The organism is Pseudomonas sp. ATCC PTA-122608, from assembly GCF_001952855.1.
Taxonomy (GTDB): Bacteria; Pseudomonadota; Gammaproteobacteria; order Pseudomonadales; family Pseudomonadaceae; genus Aquipseudomonas.
Window position 1 is genome coordinate 1 of sequence record NZ_LPNO01000020.1, and the last position, 16,495, is coordinate 16,495.

Annotated in this window: 16 protein-coding genes; 8 read left to right on the forward strand and 8 right to left on the reverse strand. The window is 61.5% G+C overall.

What is annotated here, in order from left to right; translation table 11 throughout:
• Positions 1–309: transposase (locus AU074_RS18190; RefSeq protein ID WP_143503605.1), on the forward strand; the 309-nt coding region annotated here is incomplete at its 5' end.
• Between the two features lie 118 nt (positions 310–427).
• On the opposite strand, the gene AU074_RS18195 is transcribed toward AU074_RS18190, so the two are convergent.
• Positions 428–1,939 carry an MDR family MFS transporter gene (locus AU074_RS18195; protein WP_076015892.1) on the reverse strand — a complete coding sequence of 504 codons (1,512 nt, stop codon included), beginning with the start codon at positions 1,937–1,939 and terminating at the stop codon, positions 428–430.
• A 73-nt stretch (positions 1,940–2,012) separates the two neighbouring features.
• On the reverse strand, positions 2,013–3,197 hold the full coding sequence (gene pobA / locus AU074_RS18200; protein ID WP_173860392.1) for a 4-hydroxybenzoate 3-monooxygenase: 1,185 nt from the start codon (positions 3,195–3,197) through the stop codon (positions 2,013–2,015).
• Positions 3,198–3,386: 189 nt separating this feature from the next.
• Here pobA and AU074_RS18205 point away from each other — a divergent pair, with 189 nt between their 5' ends.
• The gene (locus tag AU074_RS18205; RefSeq protein ID WP_076015894.1) at positions 3,387–4,283 is read left to right on the forward strand and encodes a helix-turn-helix domain-containing protein; all 897 of its coding nucleotides are present in this window, start codon (positions 3,387–3,389) and stop codon (positions 4,281–4,283) included.
• Here AU074_RS18205 and AU074_RS34190 read toward each other — a convergent pair.
• The gene (locus AU074_RS34190) at positions 4,267–4,443 is read right to left on the reverse strand and encodes a hypothetical protein (protein ID WP_167662732.1); all 177 of its coding nucleotides are present in this window, start codon (positions 4,441–4,443) and stop codon (positions 4,267–4,269) included. The two genes, AU074_RS18205 and AU074_RS34190, sit on opposite strands and share 17 nt — an antisense overlap.
• A 100-nt stretch (positions 4,444–4,543) precedes the next feature.
• Positions 4,544–5,449 (reverse strand): LysR family transcriptional regulator, encoded by a 906-nt coding sequence (locus AU074_RS18215; protein ID WP_076015896.1) that lies wholly within the window; start codon positions 5,447–5,449, stop codon positions 4,544–4,546.
• A 104-nt stretch (positions 5,450–5,553) separates the two neighbouring features.
• On the opposite strand from AU074_RS18215, the gene AU074_RS18220 reads away from it, so the two are divergent.
• The gene (locus AU074_RS18220; protein ID WP_076015897.1) at positions 5,554–6,426 is read left to right on the forward strand and encodes an MBL fold metallo-hydrolase; all 873 of its coding nucleotides are present in this window, start codon (positions 5,554–5,556) and stop codon (positions 6,424–6,426) included.
• A gap of 34 nt (positions 6,427–6,460) precedes the next feature.
• The gene (locus AU074_RS18225; RefSeq protein ID WP_076015898.1) at positions 6,461–7,075 is read left to right on the forward strand and encodes an NAD(P)-dependent oxidoreductase; all 615 of its coding nucleotides are present in this window, start codon (positions 6,461–6,463) and stop codon (positions 7,073–7,075) included.
• A gap of 117 nt (positions 7,076–7,192) precedes the next feature.
• On the opposite strand, the gene AU074_RS18230 is transcribed toward AU074_RS18225, so the two are convergent.
• On the reverse strand, positions 7,193–8,071 hold the full coding sequence (locus AU074_RS18230) for a LysR substrate-binding domain-containing protein (protein WP_076015899.1): 879 nt from the start codon (positions 8,069–8,071) through the stop codon (positions 7,193–7,195).
• Positions 8,072–8,182: 111 nt separating this feature from the next.
• Between AU074_RS18230 and AU074_RS18235 the strand changes: the two genes are divergently transcribed.
• From AU074_RS18235 to AU074_RS18250, 4 genes are all read left to right on the forward strand, one after another.
• Entirely contained in the window at positions 8,183–9,808 is a 1,626-nt protein-coding gene (locus tag AU074_RS18235) for a 5-guanidino-2-oxopentanoate decarboxylase (RefSeq protein WP_076015900.1), read from the forward strand.
• The gene (locus tag AU074_RS18240; protein ID WP_076015901.1) at positions 9,805–11,247 is read left to right on the forward strand and encodes an aldehyde dehydrogenase family protein; all 1,443 of its coding nucleotides are present in this window, start codon (positions 9,805–9,807) and stop codon (positions 11,245–11,247) included. Before AU074_RS18235 ends, AU074_RS18240 begins: the two co-directional genes overlap by 4 nt.
• 247 nt (positions 11,248–11,494) lie before the next feature.
• Entirely contained in the window at positions 11,495–12,682 is a 1,188-nt protein-coding gene (locus AU074_RS18245) for a cyanate transporter (protein WP_076015902.1), read from the forward strand.
• 137 nt (positions 12,683–12,819) lie between these two features.
• The gene (locus AU074_RS18250; RefSeq protein WP_076015903.1) at positions 12,820–13,755 is read left to right on the forward strand and encodes a LysR family transcriptional regulator; all 936 of its coding nucleotides are present in this window, start codon (positions 12,820–12,822) and stop codon (positions 13,753–13,755) included.
• 110 nt (positions 13,756–13,865) lie between these two features.
• Here the strand turns inward: AU074_RS18250 and AU074_RS18255 are convergent, their stop codons facing one another.
• The 3 genes from AU074_RS18255 to AU074_RS18265 all read right to left on the reverse strand — a co-directional run bounded on the left by AU074_RS18255 (position 13,866) and on the right by AU074_RS18265 (position 16,448).
• The gene (locus AU074_RS18255) at positions 13,866–14,228 is read right to left on the reverse strand and encodes a 5-carboxymethyl-2-hydroxymuconate Delta-isomerase (RefSeq protein ID WP_076015904.1); all 363 of its coding nucleotides are present in this window, start codon (positions 14,226–14,228) and stop codon (positions 13,866–13,868) included.
• 70 nt (positions 14,229–14,298) lie between these two features.
• Positions 14,299–15,486 carry a low temperature requirement protein A gene (locus AU074_RS18260; RefSeq protein ID WP_076015905.1) on the reverse strand — a complete coding sequence of 396 codons (1,188 nt, stop codon included), beginning with the start codon at positions 15,484–15,486 and terminating at the stop codon, positions 14,299–14,301.
• A gap of 26 nt (positions 15,487–15,512) precedes the next feature.
• Positions 15,513–16,448 (reverse strand): LysR substrate-binding domain-containing protein, encoded by a 936-nt coding sequence (locus AU074_RS18265; RefSeq protein WP_076015906.1) that lies wholly within the window; start codon positions 16,446–16,448, stop codon positions 15,513–15,515.
• Positions 16,449–16,495: the final 47 nt, after the last annotated feature.

A 16,495-nucleotide genomic window follows, 5' to 3' on the forward strand; every position in this document is an offset into this window, starting at 1 on the left:
AAGCAATATCCGACAGTCGTATCAGCTTGGAGACGTGCTTGGGATCGAGTTATACCGTTCTTCGTGTTTCCCCCGGCGATACGCAAAGTGATCTACACAACCAACGCCATCGAGAGTATCAATGCCCAGTTGCGCAAGATCATCAAGACGCGAGGCCACTTCCCAACGGATGAGTCCGCGACAAAGCTAATCTGGCTGGCATTGCGAAATATCACCGCGAATTGGGGCAGTGCAGCTCATGATTGGAAGRGCGCGATGAATCAATTTGCGATTCTGTACGGAGATCGATTTATCAGGCCGACCTGGTAAAGCTAGGCCTGCCTGACGGCAGGCCGTAACCGGCCCGAACACAAAAAATCTGACACTCTCCGCTGTAAGAGCGGAACCATAGGCGGCCGGTACCGCAGCAACGGATATGTACACAAAACTACCTGGCCTTATCTTCCCGCCCCCGCAACACCCGATTAGGCATCGCAATCGCCGCCGCCAACCCCAACAACGAAACCCCCGCACTCACCATCAACAAATGCCTGAAGGTCACAAGCAGCTCCCCCCGCAACGCATCCTGCGCCGGCCCAGGCGCCGCATTCAAACCATCCAACAGCACATTCCCGGAACTCCCCTCAGCCACCAACGCCCCACTGGCCAGGTGCGCAAAACTGGAGTCCTGCAACAACGCCAACAACAGCGCCGACATACACGCCACCCCGACCGCACCGCCCAGGGAACGAAACAGATTCGTGGTGCTGGTAGCCACCCCAATATCCCGCTGCTCCACCGAATTTTGCGTCCCCACCAGCGAAGTCGGAAACTGCATCCCGGCGGCAATCCCACACAGCAACATAAACAAACTGGTCACTGCCACAGCCTGCGGCGCACTGAGCGCCATGCCCAGAATCGCGATCGGACTCAGGAAAGCACCCATCAGAATCATCGGCTTATAGCGTCCAGTCACCGAAGTCATACGCCCGGCAAAATACGCCCCCATCGGCAACCCCATCGCCAGCGGCAGCAAGTGCAAAGCGGCACTGTCAGCACCGGAACCGGTCACAGTCTGGTAACGCAGCGGCATCAACACCGTGAGGGAAATCGCCTGGAAACTAGTGAAGAAAATCGTGCACCAACACAACACCGCACTGCGGTTGGCAAACAAGTGCATCGGCAACAACGGCTCCCGCGCCCGGCGCTCGTGCCACACAAACACCGTCAACGCCACCAACGCGCAAACCAACAACCCCAGCACTTCATCGTCACGCCAATGATGCCCCTGGCCAATTTCGGTAATGCCCAGCAACAGCGCCGTCAAACCGACGATCATCAACACAGTGCCGAGATAGTCGATCACCGGCTTGCGCTGCGGCACCGGCAGCCCCACCAACGTGCGATGGGCCACCCACCAGGCACCCGCGCCCAGCGGCAGGTTAATCAGGAACACCCAGCGCCACGACAGGTACTCGGTCATGTAACCACCCAACACCGGGCCGGCCACGCTCGCCACCGCGTACATGCTGCTGAAGTAACCCTGGTAACGCCCACGCTCACGGGGCGGAATGATGTCACCGATAATCGCCTGGCTGACCGAAATCATCCCACCGGCACCAATGCCCTGGAGGATCCGCGCCAGCACCAGCTGCTCCATGCTCTGGGCCATGCCGCAGAACAGCGAAGCAAGGGTGAACAGGCCCATGCCGATCAGCATCATCGGCCGGCGCCCGTACAAGTCGCCGAGCTTGCCGTAGATCGGCACCGCCACGGTCATCGCCACCATGTAGCCCGAGATCACCCAGGCCAGCAGGTTGACGTCATGGAACTGGGCGGAAATCGCCGGCATGGACACAGCAACGATGGTCTGGTCCAGGGCCCCGAGAAAGATCGCCATCATCAAGGCGACAAGGACACTGCGAATAGCGGGTGTGGCGGGCTGATTGAGGTTGGTCACGGCAGAACCTGCGAGCAAGCCCCACGGGAAAAGGAGGCCCGCGGGAATGCTCGTCAGTGTACTAGATAGCTGGCTATTCGATAGCCTCATAAGGAAGCCCGACGTAATTTTCTGCAATGGTTTTACGCCCGGCCTCGGAGTCGACGAAGTACTCCAGTTCGCTCTGGGCAATGCGCTGGCTGAAGCCGTCGGCCTCCGGGAATTGGTGCAACATCGAGGTCATCCACCAGGAAAACCGTTCGGCCTTCCAGATCCGCCGCAGGCAAATCTGCGAGTATTTCTCCAGCAATTCCACTCGGCCCTCGCGGTACACCTTGAGCAAAATAGTGAACAAGGTGCTGACATCGCTGGCCGCCAGGTTCAAGCCCTTGGCGCCGGTGGGCGGCACGATGTGCGCGGCGTCGCCCAGCAGGAACAGGCGGCCGTATTGCATTGGCTCCACCACAAAGCTGCGCAGTGGTGCGATGCTCTTTTCGATGGACGGGCCCGTCACCAGTTGCTCGATCAACGACGTAGGCAGGCGGGTTTTCAGTTCATCCCAGAAGCGCTCATCGGACCAGTCGCCAACCGACTCATCGGCCGGCACTTGCAGGTAATAGCGGCTGCGGGTCGGTGAGCGCATGCTGCACAGGGCAAAACCGCGCTCGTGCTTGGCGTACACCAGTTCATCGTGGATCGGCGGGGTGTCGGCAAGAATGCCGAGCCAGCCGAACGGATAGACACGTTCGAAGACCTTCAATGCCTCAGCGGGAATCGACTGACGCGCCACACCGTGAAAACCGTCACAGCCGGCGATGTAATCGCAGTCCAGCCGATACTGTTCACCTTCATGCTCGAAGCTCAGCCACGGCTCTGCGCTTTTCAGATCATGAGGCTGCACATTGCTGGCTCCGTACACAGTAGTGGCGCCGCTGGCCTGGCGCGCGGCCATCAGGTCGCGGGTGACTTCGGTCTGGCCGTAGATCATCACCGTCTTGCCGCCGGTCAGCGCCTTAAGGTCGATGTGGGTCAGTTGCCCGTTCAGTGCAAGCTCAAAGCCATCATGTACCAGGCCTTCGGCATCCATCCGCGCACTGACGCCGGCCTGGCGCAACAGGTCGACCATGCCTTGCTCCAGCACCCCGGCACGGATGCGACCTTGCACGTAATCCGGGGTCTGGCGCTCTAGAATCAGGGTTTCAATCCCGGCGTTGTGCAGCAGTTGCCCGAGCAACAGCCCCGACGGGCCGGCGCCGATGATGGCGACTTGGGTTTTCAGCGTTTTCATTATTTTTATGGCCCGCAAGCTTCACCCGAACGTATCCGGTGAAAGAGTTGTCATTGAAGGTGTTGCTGACATTTTTCACTTGAGTGCCCGGCATAAGAAGGTGAAAACTGAGCCCAAAGCTGCGCTTTTCGCCAATTGGGGCGATTACCGCACAATTATCCCGAAGTATCGGATGAAGCCATGACCAAAACTGCCAGTGCCGCGATTCCAGTATTCAAACTCTACGGTGAGAGCCAGCAATGGCCGACCCCGGATTTGTTGCACTGCGAAACCATCTCCCGGCGCAGCCGTGAGTACCAGTGGGAAATCCAGCCCCACCGGCATGCGGACCTGTGCCAATTGCTCTACGTGCACAAGGGCCAGGCGCAACTGGAAATTGAAGGCCAGCGCAGCACCCTGAGCGAAGCGACGCTGCAGGTGCTGCCGCCGTTGTGCGTGCATGGTTTTCGGTTTTCCGAAAACGTCGAAGGCTTTGTGGTGACCCTGGCCGCGCCGTTGATGGCGCACCTGCAGGGGCAACTGGGCGCGGCGCTGGATGGCCTGAATGCCCTGGGCAGCTACCCTGCCGGCAACGACAGTGACTACCTCAACAGCCTCTTTGCGCGGTTGCAGGACGAGTACGCCAGCGATCAACCGGCACGGGACATGATGATGCACGCGCTGGTCAGTGTGCTGCTGGTTTGGATCAGCCGACAGGCCATCCAGCGCCGGCATCCACGGGCGCCCCGGGGCCGCGAATATTTCCGCCGGTTCACCCAGTTGGTGGAACAGCATTACCGCGAACACCCGAAAATCGAAGACCTGGCCCACAAGCTCGGGATCTCGGTCTCACACCTGAACGGTACATGTCGGGAGTTGGGCGGGCAGCCCGCGTTGCAGATCATGCACGACCGCCAATTGCTGGAAGCCAAGCGCCTGCTGACTTACACCAGCATGACCATCAATGAGATGTCTGAGGTATTGGGCTTTTCTGACCCGACCAACTTCTCGCGGCTGTTTCGCCGTCGCGTCGGGTTCTCTCCGAAAGCGTTTCGGGAGCAGTTGAAAGCCGACCAGGACGCTAGCGCAGCGAACTGAAGGCGGCCATGTGGCCAACGCATTGACCGTGATTGCAGCTGGAGGCGTAGCTCGGCTGCATGCGTGCCTGTTCGACGCGGTAGGCGGCAGTGCCGTAGAGCGCTGTGGCGGCGGCGCACAGGGTGAAAATCATCAGGTACTTTCTTGTTTTGATCGACATGATGCTGACCTCTGATCCGATCAAGAAGGTGCTTTGATAAGCATAGGTCAACTGGGGCAAGTCGCCATTATCGGACGATATTCGACATGTTTATGTCGGCTCAGAGACCGACGTCCCACACTGGCTCCTCCGGAAACCTCAACACCAAAAAATCCAGCAAGCTGCGCAGCGCCGACGGCATGTGCTTGCGCGAGGCGTACACCGCGTAGATGTTCATCTGCTGCGGCTCGGCCTCGGGCAGCAGGCGGATCAGCTCGCCGCTGCGGATGTAGTCGCCGGCCTGATAACTCGGCAACCGCGACACCCCTGCCCCCGCCAGCGTCACCCGCAATAAGGTGCTCGCCTCATTCGCACTGATATTGCCCTGCACCGGCACCGACACCGGCTCGCCGTTTTCCACGAAGTGCCACAGGCTTTTGCCGAAGTAGGAGTGGGTCAGGCAATTGTGCCGGGCCAGGTCCTGGACCCGCCGGGGCTGCGGATGCTCCAGCAGGTAAGCGGGCGATGCGCAGATCACCGAACGGCACAACGTGAGGCGGCGGGCGATCAGGTTGGGGTCCAGTTCAAAGCTGGTGCGGATCGCCAGGTCGATACGTTCGTCCACCAGGTTCACTGTGCGATCGAGCATCTGCATGTCGATGCTGACCAGCGGGTAGCGCTTGACGTATTCGGCCATGGCATCGGCCAACTGCGCCTGGCCGAAGGAGGTGCTGACGCTCAGGCGCAGCAGGCCACGGGGCGCTTCGTCCGGCTCACTGACGGCGGCCTGCATGTCGCTGCACAACTCCAGCATCTGCCGGCAACGGGGCAAGGTTTCGCTGCCGGCGGCGGTCAGGCTGAGTTTGCGCGTGGTGCGGTGCATCAGCCGCGCGCCGACCCAGTCTTCCAGCTCCGCCAGGTAGCGCGATACCACCGGGCGTGATAAGTCCAGATGGTCGGCCGCTGCGGACTGGCTGCCCAAGTCCACCACGGCCACAAACACGCGCATTGCTTGAAGACGATCCATGATTTGCCCGCTTTTAGAAACAAACTATGTCCAAGCATCGCATTTTTTGTAGCGTTTGGTGCAACTAAGCTCTGTCCACACCTTACCGATGACTGGAGCAGCACATGTTTGGATTCTCCCCGCTCAAGCGCGTGGCCCTGGCCGCCGCCACCCTGGCTTTCGCCGCCCACGCCACGGCTGCCGACCTGACCCTGGATGCCTACAACCCGGGCGAGACCGCGATGATGCCGGTCACTTCGGTACTGGTCAGCGGCGACAAAGACGCGATCCTGGTGGACGCCCAATTCGGCAAGACCCAGGCCGAGCAACTGGTGCAAAAAATCCGCGCCAGCGGCAAGCGCCTGACGACCATCTACATCAGCCACGGCGACCCGGACTACTACTTCGGCCTCGACACCCTGACCGCCGCCTTCCCCCAGGCCAAAGTCCTGGCGCCGCAGCCGGTGGTCGACCACATCAAGGCCACCGTTGAACACAAACTGGCGTTCTGGGGCCCGAAACTGGGGGCCGACAAGCCTGCCAAAGCTGTCATCCCGCAGGTACTTGAAGGCCACAGCCTGACCCTCGAAGGCAAGCAACTGGAAGTGATCGGTCTGGACGGCGCACAACCGGACCGCACCTTTGTGTGGATCCCGTCGATCAAGGCAGTCGTCGGTGGCGTGGTCGTCTCCGAGAACATCCATGTGTGGATGGCCGACACGCAGACCGCGAAGTCCCACACCGATTGGCTGGCAACCCTGCAACGTATCCAGGACTTGAAACCGCGCACCGTGATTCCGGGTCACTACCTGGGCACACCGTCGCTCAAATCCGTGGCGTTCACCGCCGACTACATCAAGGCGTTTGACGAAGAAACCGCCAAGGCCAAGGACTCTGCCGCCCTGATCGCGGCGATGAAAAAGCGTTACCCAAACCTGGGCGACGAAAGCACCCTGGAACTGGGCGCCAAAGTCGCCAAGGGCGAAATGCAGTGGTGAATTGATTCAACCCTTAACCGTACTGGAGAACGTCATGAGCAAGATCGCAATCATTGGTGCCACCGGTCGTGCCGGTAGCCAACTGCTGGAAGAAGCGTTGCGTCGCGGGCACACCGTCACGGCCATCGCACGGAATACCGACAAGATTGGCGTGCGCCCAGGGGTCACCCTCAAGCAAGTGGATGCGCTGGATGCCCAGGCGCTGGAACAGGCCATCAGCGGCAACGACGTGGTAATCAGTGCTGCGCACTTCGCCACCCTGCCGCCTGAAGCGATGATCAACCCGGTGAAAAAAGCCGGCGTGAAGCGCCTGCTGGTGGTGGGCGGTGCCGGTTCGTTGCTGTTGTCGGGCGGCACCAAGGTCATCGACAGCCCGGGCTTCCCCGAGGAATACAAAACCGAAGCCAGCGCCGGCAGTATTTTCCTCGACACCTTGCGTCAGGAAAAAGACCTGGACTGGACCTTCCTTTCGCCTTCGGCGGAGTTCACCGAGACCGCGCGCACCGGAAAATTCCGCCTGGGCCAGGATGAATTGCTGGTGAGCAGCGAAGGCCGCAGCTGGATCAGCTTTGCCGACTTTGCGATTGCGCTGATTGATGAAGTGGAAACGCCGAAGCATTCGCGCCAGCGGTTTACGGTCGGTTATTAAGCCTGACGCACACTAAAATGTGGGAGCGGGCTTGCTCGCGAAGGCGGTGTTTCAGTCAACAGATGTATTGGCTGACACGGCGCCTTCGCGAGCAAGCCCGCTCCCACATTTTGATCTTCATTGTGACGGCGACTGCGCCTGGCTCACCAACCAATCCATAAGCTGCTCCAACCCCGCCGAGGGCTCCGTCCCCGGCGGGTACACCAGGTAATACCCCATCCCCGTCGGCACCCGCAGTTCAAACGGTGTCGCCAACCGCCCCGCCTTGAGATCCTCGCCAATCAGCGCGCTGTCGCCAATCGCCACGCCCGAACCTTGGGACGCCACTGTCATCGCCAGATCCAGCGTTTCAAAATGATGCCCCTGGGCAAGATTGCTCAAACGTGTATTCGCCGCCTTCAACCACAATGCCCAATCCCGTTCATCCCGCGTAGGGTGCAGCAGCACCTGTTGCTGCAAGTCTGCGGGCGTGTGCAAACCACCGAGCAAGGCCGGTGCGCACACTGGCGTCAGTCGCTCATCAAACAAATGCCGGGCCTGGGCCGACTGCTCGGCAATCGGTGCGTAGATCACCGCGGCATCGAACTGCTCGCGGCGAAAGTCGACGGTGTAGGCCACAGTGGTGGTCAGTTCCACCGGCACGTCCGGGCGCTCTTGCTGCCACTGCATCAAGCGCGGTAACAGCCAGCGCATCACGCAGGTGGAAGCCTTGAGCTGCAAGGTCTCGCGGCGGGTGCCGATCTGCTCCACCGCGTCACCGATCAGGCCGAACACCTGCTGCGCCCGCAGCGACCATTCACGGCCCTCCTCGGTCAGGCTCAAGCCACGGGCCTGGCGCTGGAACAGCGCATAGCCCAGATGACTTTCCAGCCCGGCAATCTGCCGGCTCACCGCCCCCTGGGTGATGTGCAATTGCTCGGCGGCACGGGTGAAGTTGCAGCACTGGGCCGTGACCCAAAAGGTGTGCAAGGCCGGCAACGGCGGTAGGCGTTTCATAAGGGCGCAGCCATGACGTGAGGACATGGCTAGTATGACTTTTTATCGATTGTTGCCGCTACGGGCCAGCCGTTCCAATACGGGCCTTTATCAACAATAAGAGCGACGACAATGGCGACCTGCGGCGAAGTATTGGTCAACCTGCTGGAAGGCTACGGCGTGGACCAGGTGTTCGGCATCCCCGGCGTGCACACCGTGGAACTCTACCGGGGCCTGGCGCGCTCAAGCATCCGCCACGTCACCCCGCGCCACGAACAGGGCGCCGGTTTCATGGCCGACGGCTACGCGCGCACCAGCGGCAAGCCTGGCGTGTGCTTCATCATCACTGGCCCCGGCATGACCAATATCACCACCGCCATGGGCCAGGCCTACGCCGACTCGATCCCGATGCTGGTGATTTCCAGCGTGCAGTCCCGCAGTCAGCTGGGCGGCGGGCGCGGCAAGCTGCATGAGCTGCCGAACCAGAGCGCGATGATCGCGGGCGTGGCGGCGTTTTCCCATACCTTGATGTCGGCGGCCGAATTACCCGGTGTGTTGGCCCGGGCGTTTGCACTGTTCCAGGCCGGGCGACCGCGCCCGGTGCATATCGAAATCCCGCTGGATGTGCTGGTGGAAAACGCCGACGCATTGCTCGGCAGCGAGCCCATCAGTGTTTCCCGCGCCGGTGCTGCGCCGTCGGCGGTCAAGCAGATGAGCCAGTTGCTGGCGGCGGCAAAACGTCCGTTGATCCTTGCCGGTGGTGGCGCCATCGACGCAGCAGCCGAGTTGACGCAACTGGCCGAAGCCCTCGGCGCGCCTGTAGCGCTGACCATCAATGCCAAGGGCATGCTGGCGTCCAACCACCCGCTGCTGATCGGCTCGACCCAAACCCTGGTCGCCACCCGCGCCTTGGTCGCCGAGGCAGACGTAGTACTGGCGATCGGCACTGAGCTGGCAGAAACCGACTACGACGTGACCTTCGCCGGCGGCTTCGAAATTCCCGGTGCCCTGCTGCGTATCGACATTGATTCCGACCAGACCGTACGTAACTACCCACCGCACGTCGCGCTGGTGGCTGACGCGCAAATCGCTGCTCGAGCCTTGCTTGCCGAACTGGGCAACAAGCCTTTGGCCGCCCGCGACAGCAACTGGGGCGCACATCGCGTCGCCCGCCTGTGGAGCGAACTGGAACCCACCTGGGACGCCGCCACCCGCGCGCAAACCCTGTTCCTCAACACGGTATTGAATGAGTTGCCCGACGCCGTACTGGTAGGCGACTCCACCCAACCGGTGTACACCGGCAACCTGACCCTGAACCTCGACCACCCGCGTCGCTGGTTCAACTCCTCCACCGGCTACGGCACCCTCGGCTACGCCTTGCCGGCGGCCATCGGTGCGTGGCTGGGGCGCGGCAACGGCGCACCGGTGGTGTGCCTGATCGGCGACGGCGGCCTGCAATTCACCCTGCCGGAACTGGCCAGCGCCGTGGAAGCGCGCACGCCGGTGATCGTGCTGCTGTGGAATAACCAGGGCTATGAGGAGATCAAGAAATACATGGTCAACCGCGCCATCGAGCCGGTGGGCGTGGACATTTACACCCCGGATTTTATCGGCGTGGCCAAGGCACTGGGCTGCGCTGCCCAGGCCGTGCACGGTGTTGAAGAACTGCGTAGCGCATTGCGCGCCGCCACGGATCGCCAGGGGCCGACGCTGATTGAAATCGACCAGGGACTTTGGATGAAGGCGGTGGCGGTATGAGCGCGGTCTTGAACGGGCTGTATATCAATGGCGTGTGGCGTGCGGGCCATGACGTGTTGGACGTGATCAACCCGGCGACCGAGGCCACGTTGGCTCACGTAAACGTGGGTGATGCAGGCGCCGTGAGTGAGGCCGTCAGTGCCGCCAGCGCCGCATTCCCGAACTGGTCAAAAAGCACCGGCCGCGACCGCGCCGCCCTTTTGCGCAAGATCGCCGAGGGCGTAAGCACCCAGCGTGATCACCTGATGCACCTGCAATCGAGCAACAACGGCAAGCCGCTGTTTGAGGCAGGCATTGACGTGGACGACGTGATCGCCACGTTTGAGTATTACGCCGGTGTGGCGGACGAAATGGACGCCATCCAGGACCGTCCGGTGGCACTGCCCACTGAGGATTTCAGCGCCCGCGTACGCCGTGAACCCTGCGGCGTGGTGGGCCTGATCGTGCCGTGGAATTTCCCGATGGTGACCACCGCCTGGAAACTCGCCCCGGCGCTGGCGGCCGGTTGCTGCGTGGTGCTCAAGCCTTCGGAAGTCACACCGTTGGCGGAGCTGGAACTGGCCAGGATCATCGCCTCGGTAGGGCTGCCTGCCGGTGTGTTCAACCTGGTCTGCGGCACTGGCCTGGCAGTGGGCGCGCCAATGGCGGCTGACCCGCGGATCGCGAAAATCTCCTTCACCGGCAGCAATGCCGTGGGCGTGCAGGTAATGCAACGCGCCGCCGAAACGGTCAAGGGCGTGAGCCTGGAACTGGGTGGAAAATCGTCGTTGCTGGTGCTGGCGGATGCCGACCTCGACCTGGCCGTGGAACTGGCCTGCGGCGGTGGTTTCTTCAACGCCGGGCAAATGTGCTCCGCCACCAGCCGGGTGTTGGTCGCCGACGAATTGGCGGACGAGTTTCTGACTCGCTTACAGGCCAAGGCCGAGAATATTCGCGTGGCAGACCCGTTTGCCGAAGACGTGGAAATGGGTGCGCTGGTCAACCGTGCGCAGTACGAGCGGGTGCTGGGGCATATCGAGCGTGGCGTGCAAGCCGGCGCGAAGTTGCTGTGTGGCGGCGGGCGCCCGGCGGATTTGCCTCACGGTTATTTCATTCGCCCGACGCTCTTCACCGAGGTGCCGCTGGACAGCGCGTTGTGGAACGAAGAAATCTTCGGCCCGGTGCTATGTGTGCGAAGTTTTGCCAATGAGGCCGAGGCGGTGGCGCTGGCCAATGACAGCGAGTTTGGCCTGGTCGCCAGTGTGCTGAGCAGCAACCTGGAAGCGGCTGAGCGGGTGGCCAATGCGCTGCAGGTGGGCTTGGTGTGGATCAATGCGCCGCAGGTGATCTTCCCGCAAACGGCGTGGGGTGGTTACAAGCAGAGCAGTATTGGCCGGGAACTGGGGCCGTGGGGGTTGCAGGCGTTTCAGGAGATCAAGCATGTGATTCGGGCGGTCTGAAAACCACCAGACAGCACTGTGGCGAGGGAGCTTGCTCCCGCTAGAGTGCGAAGCGCTCTCAAAAATCTTGGGGCCGCTGCGCAGCCCAGCGGGAGCAAGCTCCCTCGCCACAAAAGCTCTCCTCACCACAAGAATCCTTGGCACAAAAAGCCCACCCGCATTTTTTCAATAGCCCCAACGACTTTCTCATTTGCCCCCCTCCTCCACGCCCGGCCTAATACTGCCCTTGTCAGTTCAAGGCCTGCCCATGGAAAACGTCCGCGCAAAACCCGCCACCGCCCTTTGGCTGATGATCAGCGTCGTGCTGGTCGCTCTCAACCTGCGCCCTTCAATGGCAGCCGTCGGCCCGTTGTTGTCGTCGATCCGCGAAGAGGTGCCCCTGAGTTTCAGCACCGCCTCCCTGCTGACCATGCTGCCGGTCATGGCCATGGGCCTGGCGATGTTTTTTGGCATGGGCGTGGCCAAACGGTTCGGCGAGCATCGCAGCATTGTGCTGTCGCTGGTGGTGATCGGCCTGGCCACCGTCTCCCGGTTGTTCCTGGACTCGGCGGTTGAGCTGATCCTCAGCGCCATCGCCGCCGGCGTAGGCATCGCGATGATCCAGGCGCTGATGCCCGCCTTGATCAAGTCGCGCTTCAGCGACAACGTTTCACTGTTCATGGGCCTGTACGTCACCGCGATCATGGGCGGCGCAGCCCTGGCTGCTTCGTTCTCACCGTTCATCCAGGTGCAAACCGGCAGCTGGCGCATTGGCCTGGCGATCTGGGCGGCTCTCGCCGTGTTGGCGCTGGTGTTCTGGTACGCCCAACGCTCAGTGTTGCCGCCACTGCCCCAAGCCGGCGCGGGCCAACAGGAGTCGTTCTTCGGCAATCGCCGGGCCTGGCTGCTGGCGATCTTTTTCGGCCTCGGCACCGCCGCCTACACCTGCGTGCTGGCCTGGCTGGCGCCGTACTACGTGGAGTTGGGCTGGAGCGAGCAGAATGCCGGCCTGTTGCTGGGCTTTCTGACGGCCATGGAAGTGGTCTCCGGCCTGGTCACCCCGGCCATCGCCAACCGCCGCCAAGACAAGCGCGGCGTGGTCGCGGTGCTGCTGGTGCTGATCATCGCCGGCTTCTGCGGCCTGATCCTCAGCCCGCAACACCTGAGCCTGCTGTGGCCGTGCCTGCTGGGCCTGGGGATTGGCGGGTTGTTTCCGATGAGCCTGATCCTGTCCCTCGACCACCTCGACAACCCACGCCGCGCCGGCGGCCTGACTGCCTTTGTGCAGGGCATCGGCTACTTGATCGCCGGTCTTTCGCCGCTGATTGCCGGGATGATCCGCGACCAACTGGGCAGCTTCGAGTGGGCCTGGTGGTCACTGACGGCCGTCGTCGTGGTGATGTTGCTGATCCTGCTGCGCTTCGACCCGCGGTATTACGCGCGGCATATTCGCTGACGTCGTGTTGTAAACATTATTTGTCCCACCTTAAACATAGAAAGGTCCGACAGCGCTTTCTATTGGCACGAACGTTCCGTTAACATTTTGTATTGTCTTGTACCGAGTTCGGTACAAAGCGCTTGCGGACGGAACGGATGCTAAACAGCAACTTGCTAAGAAAGCTCGATATGCAGGACCTGATGGTGTTTGTCGCTGTTTACGATCAAAGCAGCGTCACTGAGGTCTCCGAAACGCTGTTCGTCAGCCAGTCCACCGTGAGCTACAGCTTGAAGAAGCTGCGCACCAGCTTTGAAGACGAGTTGTTTATCAACACCCGGGCGGGCATGCGTCCTACGTACAAAGCCGCCACCATGTACGGGCATGTGCAGAAAATCCTCGAAAGCATCAACCTGTGCCATGCCGGCAGCCAAGCTTTCGACCCCACCCAGAAGGCCGTGACCTTCAGCGTCTGCGCCCCCGAATACTTCGAGCAACTGATCCTGCCGCGCCTGCTGAAAAACTTCGATCACGCCGACCTGCCGGTGATCGTCAATGTGCAGAAGCTCGAAACCGAGATCCCGGCCGAAGCCTTGCGCGACGGGCGCCTGGACCTGGTGATCTGCTTCGGGCCGCACTTTCATCGCGAGCACAAGGACATCAAGACCCAGATGCTGCTGGAGGACGACCTGGTGTGCGTGTTCGACAAGCACTCGGCGCCCCGGGAGCCGGCGTTCAGCCTGCAATCCTTTGTCGCCCGGCGCCATGTGTTCCCGACGCCCTGGAGTTCCGACACCAACATGATCGATGGCTGGCTCGCGCGCCAGTCCCACAAACGCCAGGTGATCGCCCGGGCCAACAGCTACAGCGCGGCGCTGAAGATGATCACCGGCACCGACTTTATCGTCACCCTGCCCCGTCGGGTGCAGAAGCTGCTGGCAGACAAGGCGGTGTTCGGCCATTGCGAAGCGCCGAACGGGTTGCCGGGGTTTACCCTGGATATGCAGTGGAATGAACACAGCGAGCAGGACAGCGCCAACACGTGGTTCAGGGAGCAGGTGGTGAAGGTGTGCGCGGATCAGGGGTTGCTATAACTTTTTTGTAGGAGCGAGCTTGCTCGCGAAGAACGTTAACGATGACACGGGCATTCAGGATTCCCGCGTCGTCTGTTAGTTTTTCGCGAGCAAGCTCGCTCCTACAGTAGTTAGCCGATGGTGACTTTGCTGTAGGACTCGCGGTCCATGTCTACCAACAGGACGCTTAGCTGAACCTGCAAATCTGCAGGCCAATCGCCCAGGTCCTGCAGCGCTGCCAGCAGGCTTTCCGACAACTGTTTCTTGACCTGCGGTGAGCGCCCGCTGAGCAGCGACAGTTTCACCGCGATAAACGCCCGCGGGCTCAAGGACGTGCCGACCTGGAACGTCTCCACCTTCAGCGCCCGGCTTTTGATATCGAACTCGGAACCGAACTGCCCGGACGCCATCAGCACGTTGTTGAGCCGCAACAAGGTTTTCTCAACGGCCAGTTCTGTGAGGTTGGCGGTGTATTCCAGATGCAGATGCGGCATGAAAGGCTCCGAATTGTTGTAGGAAAAGAGTCATACATATAGCACGCGGCCAAGCTGAACCAGACTGCTTTCACTGTGAAACTTCAGTCACGCTGCGCAGCGAACGATTTTCCCAGAACGCCACGATCACTAATACTGCCGAAGTCAGCGCGCCCAGCACCAACGCCGAAAACAGCTGCTGCAATCCCAGCGGCAATAACACCAACAACATCAACAGCCCGCCCAGGTGGGAAAAAGGCGGCAACGGCCGGTCGCTCATCACCCACTTGAACAGCGCGCTGCCCAGCAGAAACAACCACGGGCCGGCGATAATCGCCACCACGCCGGCCTGGCTGGCGTGCCCCGGGTGCACCAGCACCAGTTCGTCGGCCACTGCGCTGACGATAATCCCGGCGACGATCAATACATGCAGGTAGGTGTAAGCAATCCGCGCCTGACGGCCGGGGTCGGCAGAACTGGCGATACGGTGGTGGGCACGCTCGGCGCCGCTGTCGAAATAGATCCACCACAGGGCGATGCTGCCCACCACCGCCACCAGGAAAGCCGCCAGCCCTTCCACGCTCCAGGGCAATTCAGCGAAGGTCGCGCCGGTCACCAGCAACGACTCACCCAAGGCGATGATCACAAACAGGCCGCAGCGTTCGGCCATGTGGTTGCCTTCCACATTCCAGTCCGACAGCGTCGAGGGCCCAAGCCCCGGTACCCAGAAATACACCGACGGGGAAACCAACTCGATCACCAACGCCAGGGCCCAGAAGCCCAAACGCTGTTCGCCTTCGAGCAGCGCGCCGGTGATCCAGAACACCCCGGAAAGCAGCATCCATGCCAGGATCCGCTGGAAGTTGCGAGTCATGTTCAGCGACTCGCCGCGCACCGCCCACAAGGCAAACAGCGTGCGTCCAACCTGCATGAACACATAGGCGCCGGCGAACAGCAGGCCACGGTCGGTAAACGCCTTGGGAATCGACGAGGACAACAGCAGGCCCGCCACCATCAAGCCGAACAGGCCGATGCGAATCGGGATTTTTTCCGGGTCGAGCCAGTTGGTGACCCAGGAGGTGAAGATCCACACCCACCACACCGCGACCATCATCAACGCCACTTGCACCGCGCCGCCGATGGACAGGTGCGCGAGCAGCGAATGGGACAACTGGGTCACGGCGAACACGAACACCAGGTCGAAGAACAACTCGACCATACCAACCTTGCCGCTGTCATGACTGCCGCGCCCACGCAGCAAGGACCGGGATGGGGTCATGGGTGGATCTCCCTGAAAGGTCTATCTCAAGATTTGGGTACGACTACCGGCAGCATGTCCCGCTCGCTCATGAACGCCTCCAGCCGCGAACGCACCCAGCGTTCCGCCGGGTCGGTGTCCACGTGACTGAGCCAGACCATGGACAAGTCCAGGGTCGGGGTTTCGAACGGGAACGGCTCGCAGAACAGATTCCCCCCGGCAGCCATGGCCTGGGCAGTGTAGTCCGGCAGGCTGGCAATCATGTCGGTGCCGGCGAGCAGCGCCGGCAGCGCGCTGTATTGCGGCACCGAAAGCACCACGTGGCGTTTGCGACCGATCTCCGCCAGCCATTCATCGGCAAACCCGGACACGTTGGCGGTGTGGGACACCAGCACATGGGGCCGTGCGCAGTATTCATCGAGGGTCAGGGGTTTGTCCGAGGCGTCCGCCCGCAGCAGACAAGGCCGGATATGCCGCAACAGCTTGCGCTTGGCATTCGCCGGCAGGCCGCGGGTCTGGGTGATGCCGACGGTGATATCGCCGGAAGCCAACAGGTCGGGGATGCGCCAGTAGTCCACATGCTGCACCACGAACACCACCTGCGGTGCTTCCTGGCGCAACGCCCGTAGCAACGGCGGCAGCAGGCCGAACTCGACGTCATCGGACAGGCCGATGCGAAAGGTCATGGTGCTGATGGACGGGTCGAAGTCGTGGGTCAGGCTCAGAGCCGACGACAATGAGTCGAGGGCCGGCGACAGGTGCTTGATGATTTCCTCGGCCCGCGCGGTGGGCTCCATGCGATGGCCGACGCGAATGAACAGCGGGTCGTTGAACAGCGTGCGCAGGCGATTGAGGGCCGAACTGATGGTGGGTTGGCCGAGAAACAGCTTCTCCGCCACCCGGGTCACATTGCGCTCGAGCATCAAGGTTTCAAAGACCACCATCAAGTTGATGTCGGCCTTGCGTAATTCATTGCGATTCATCGGCGCTCGCCCCACTGCCCTGGATAAGCCGCAGTTTAGAAACACCC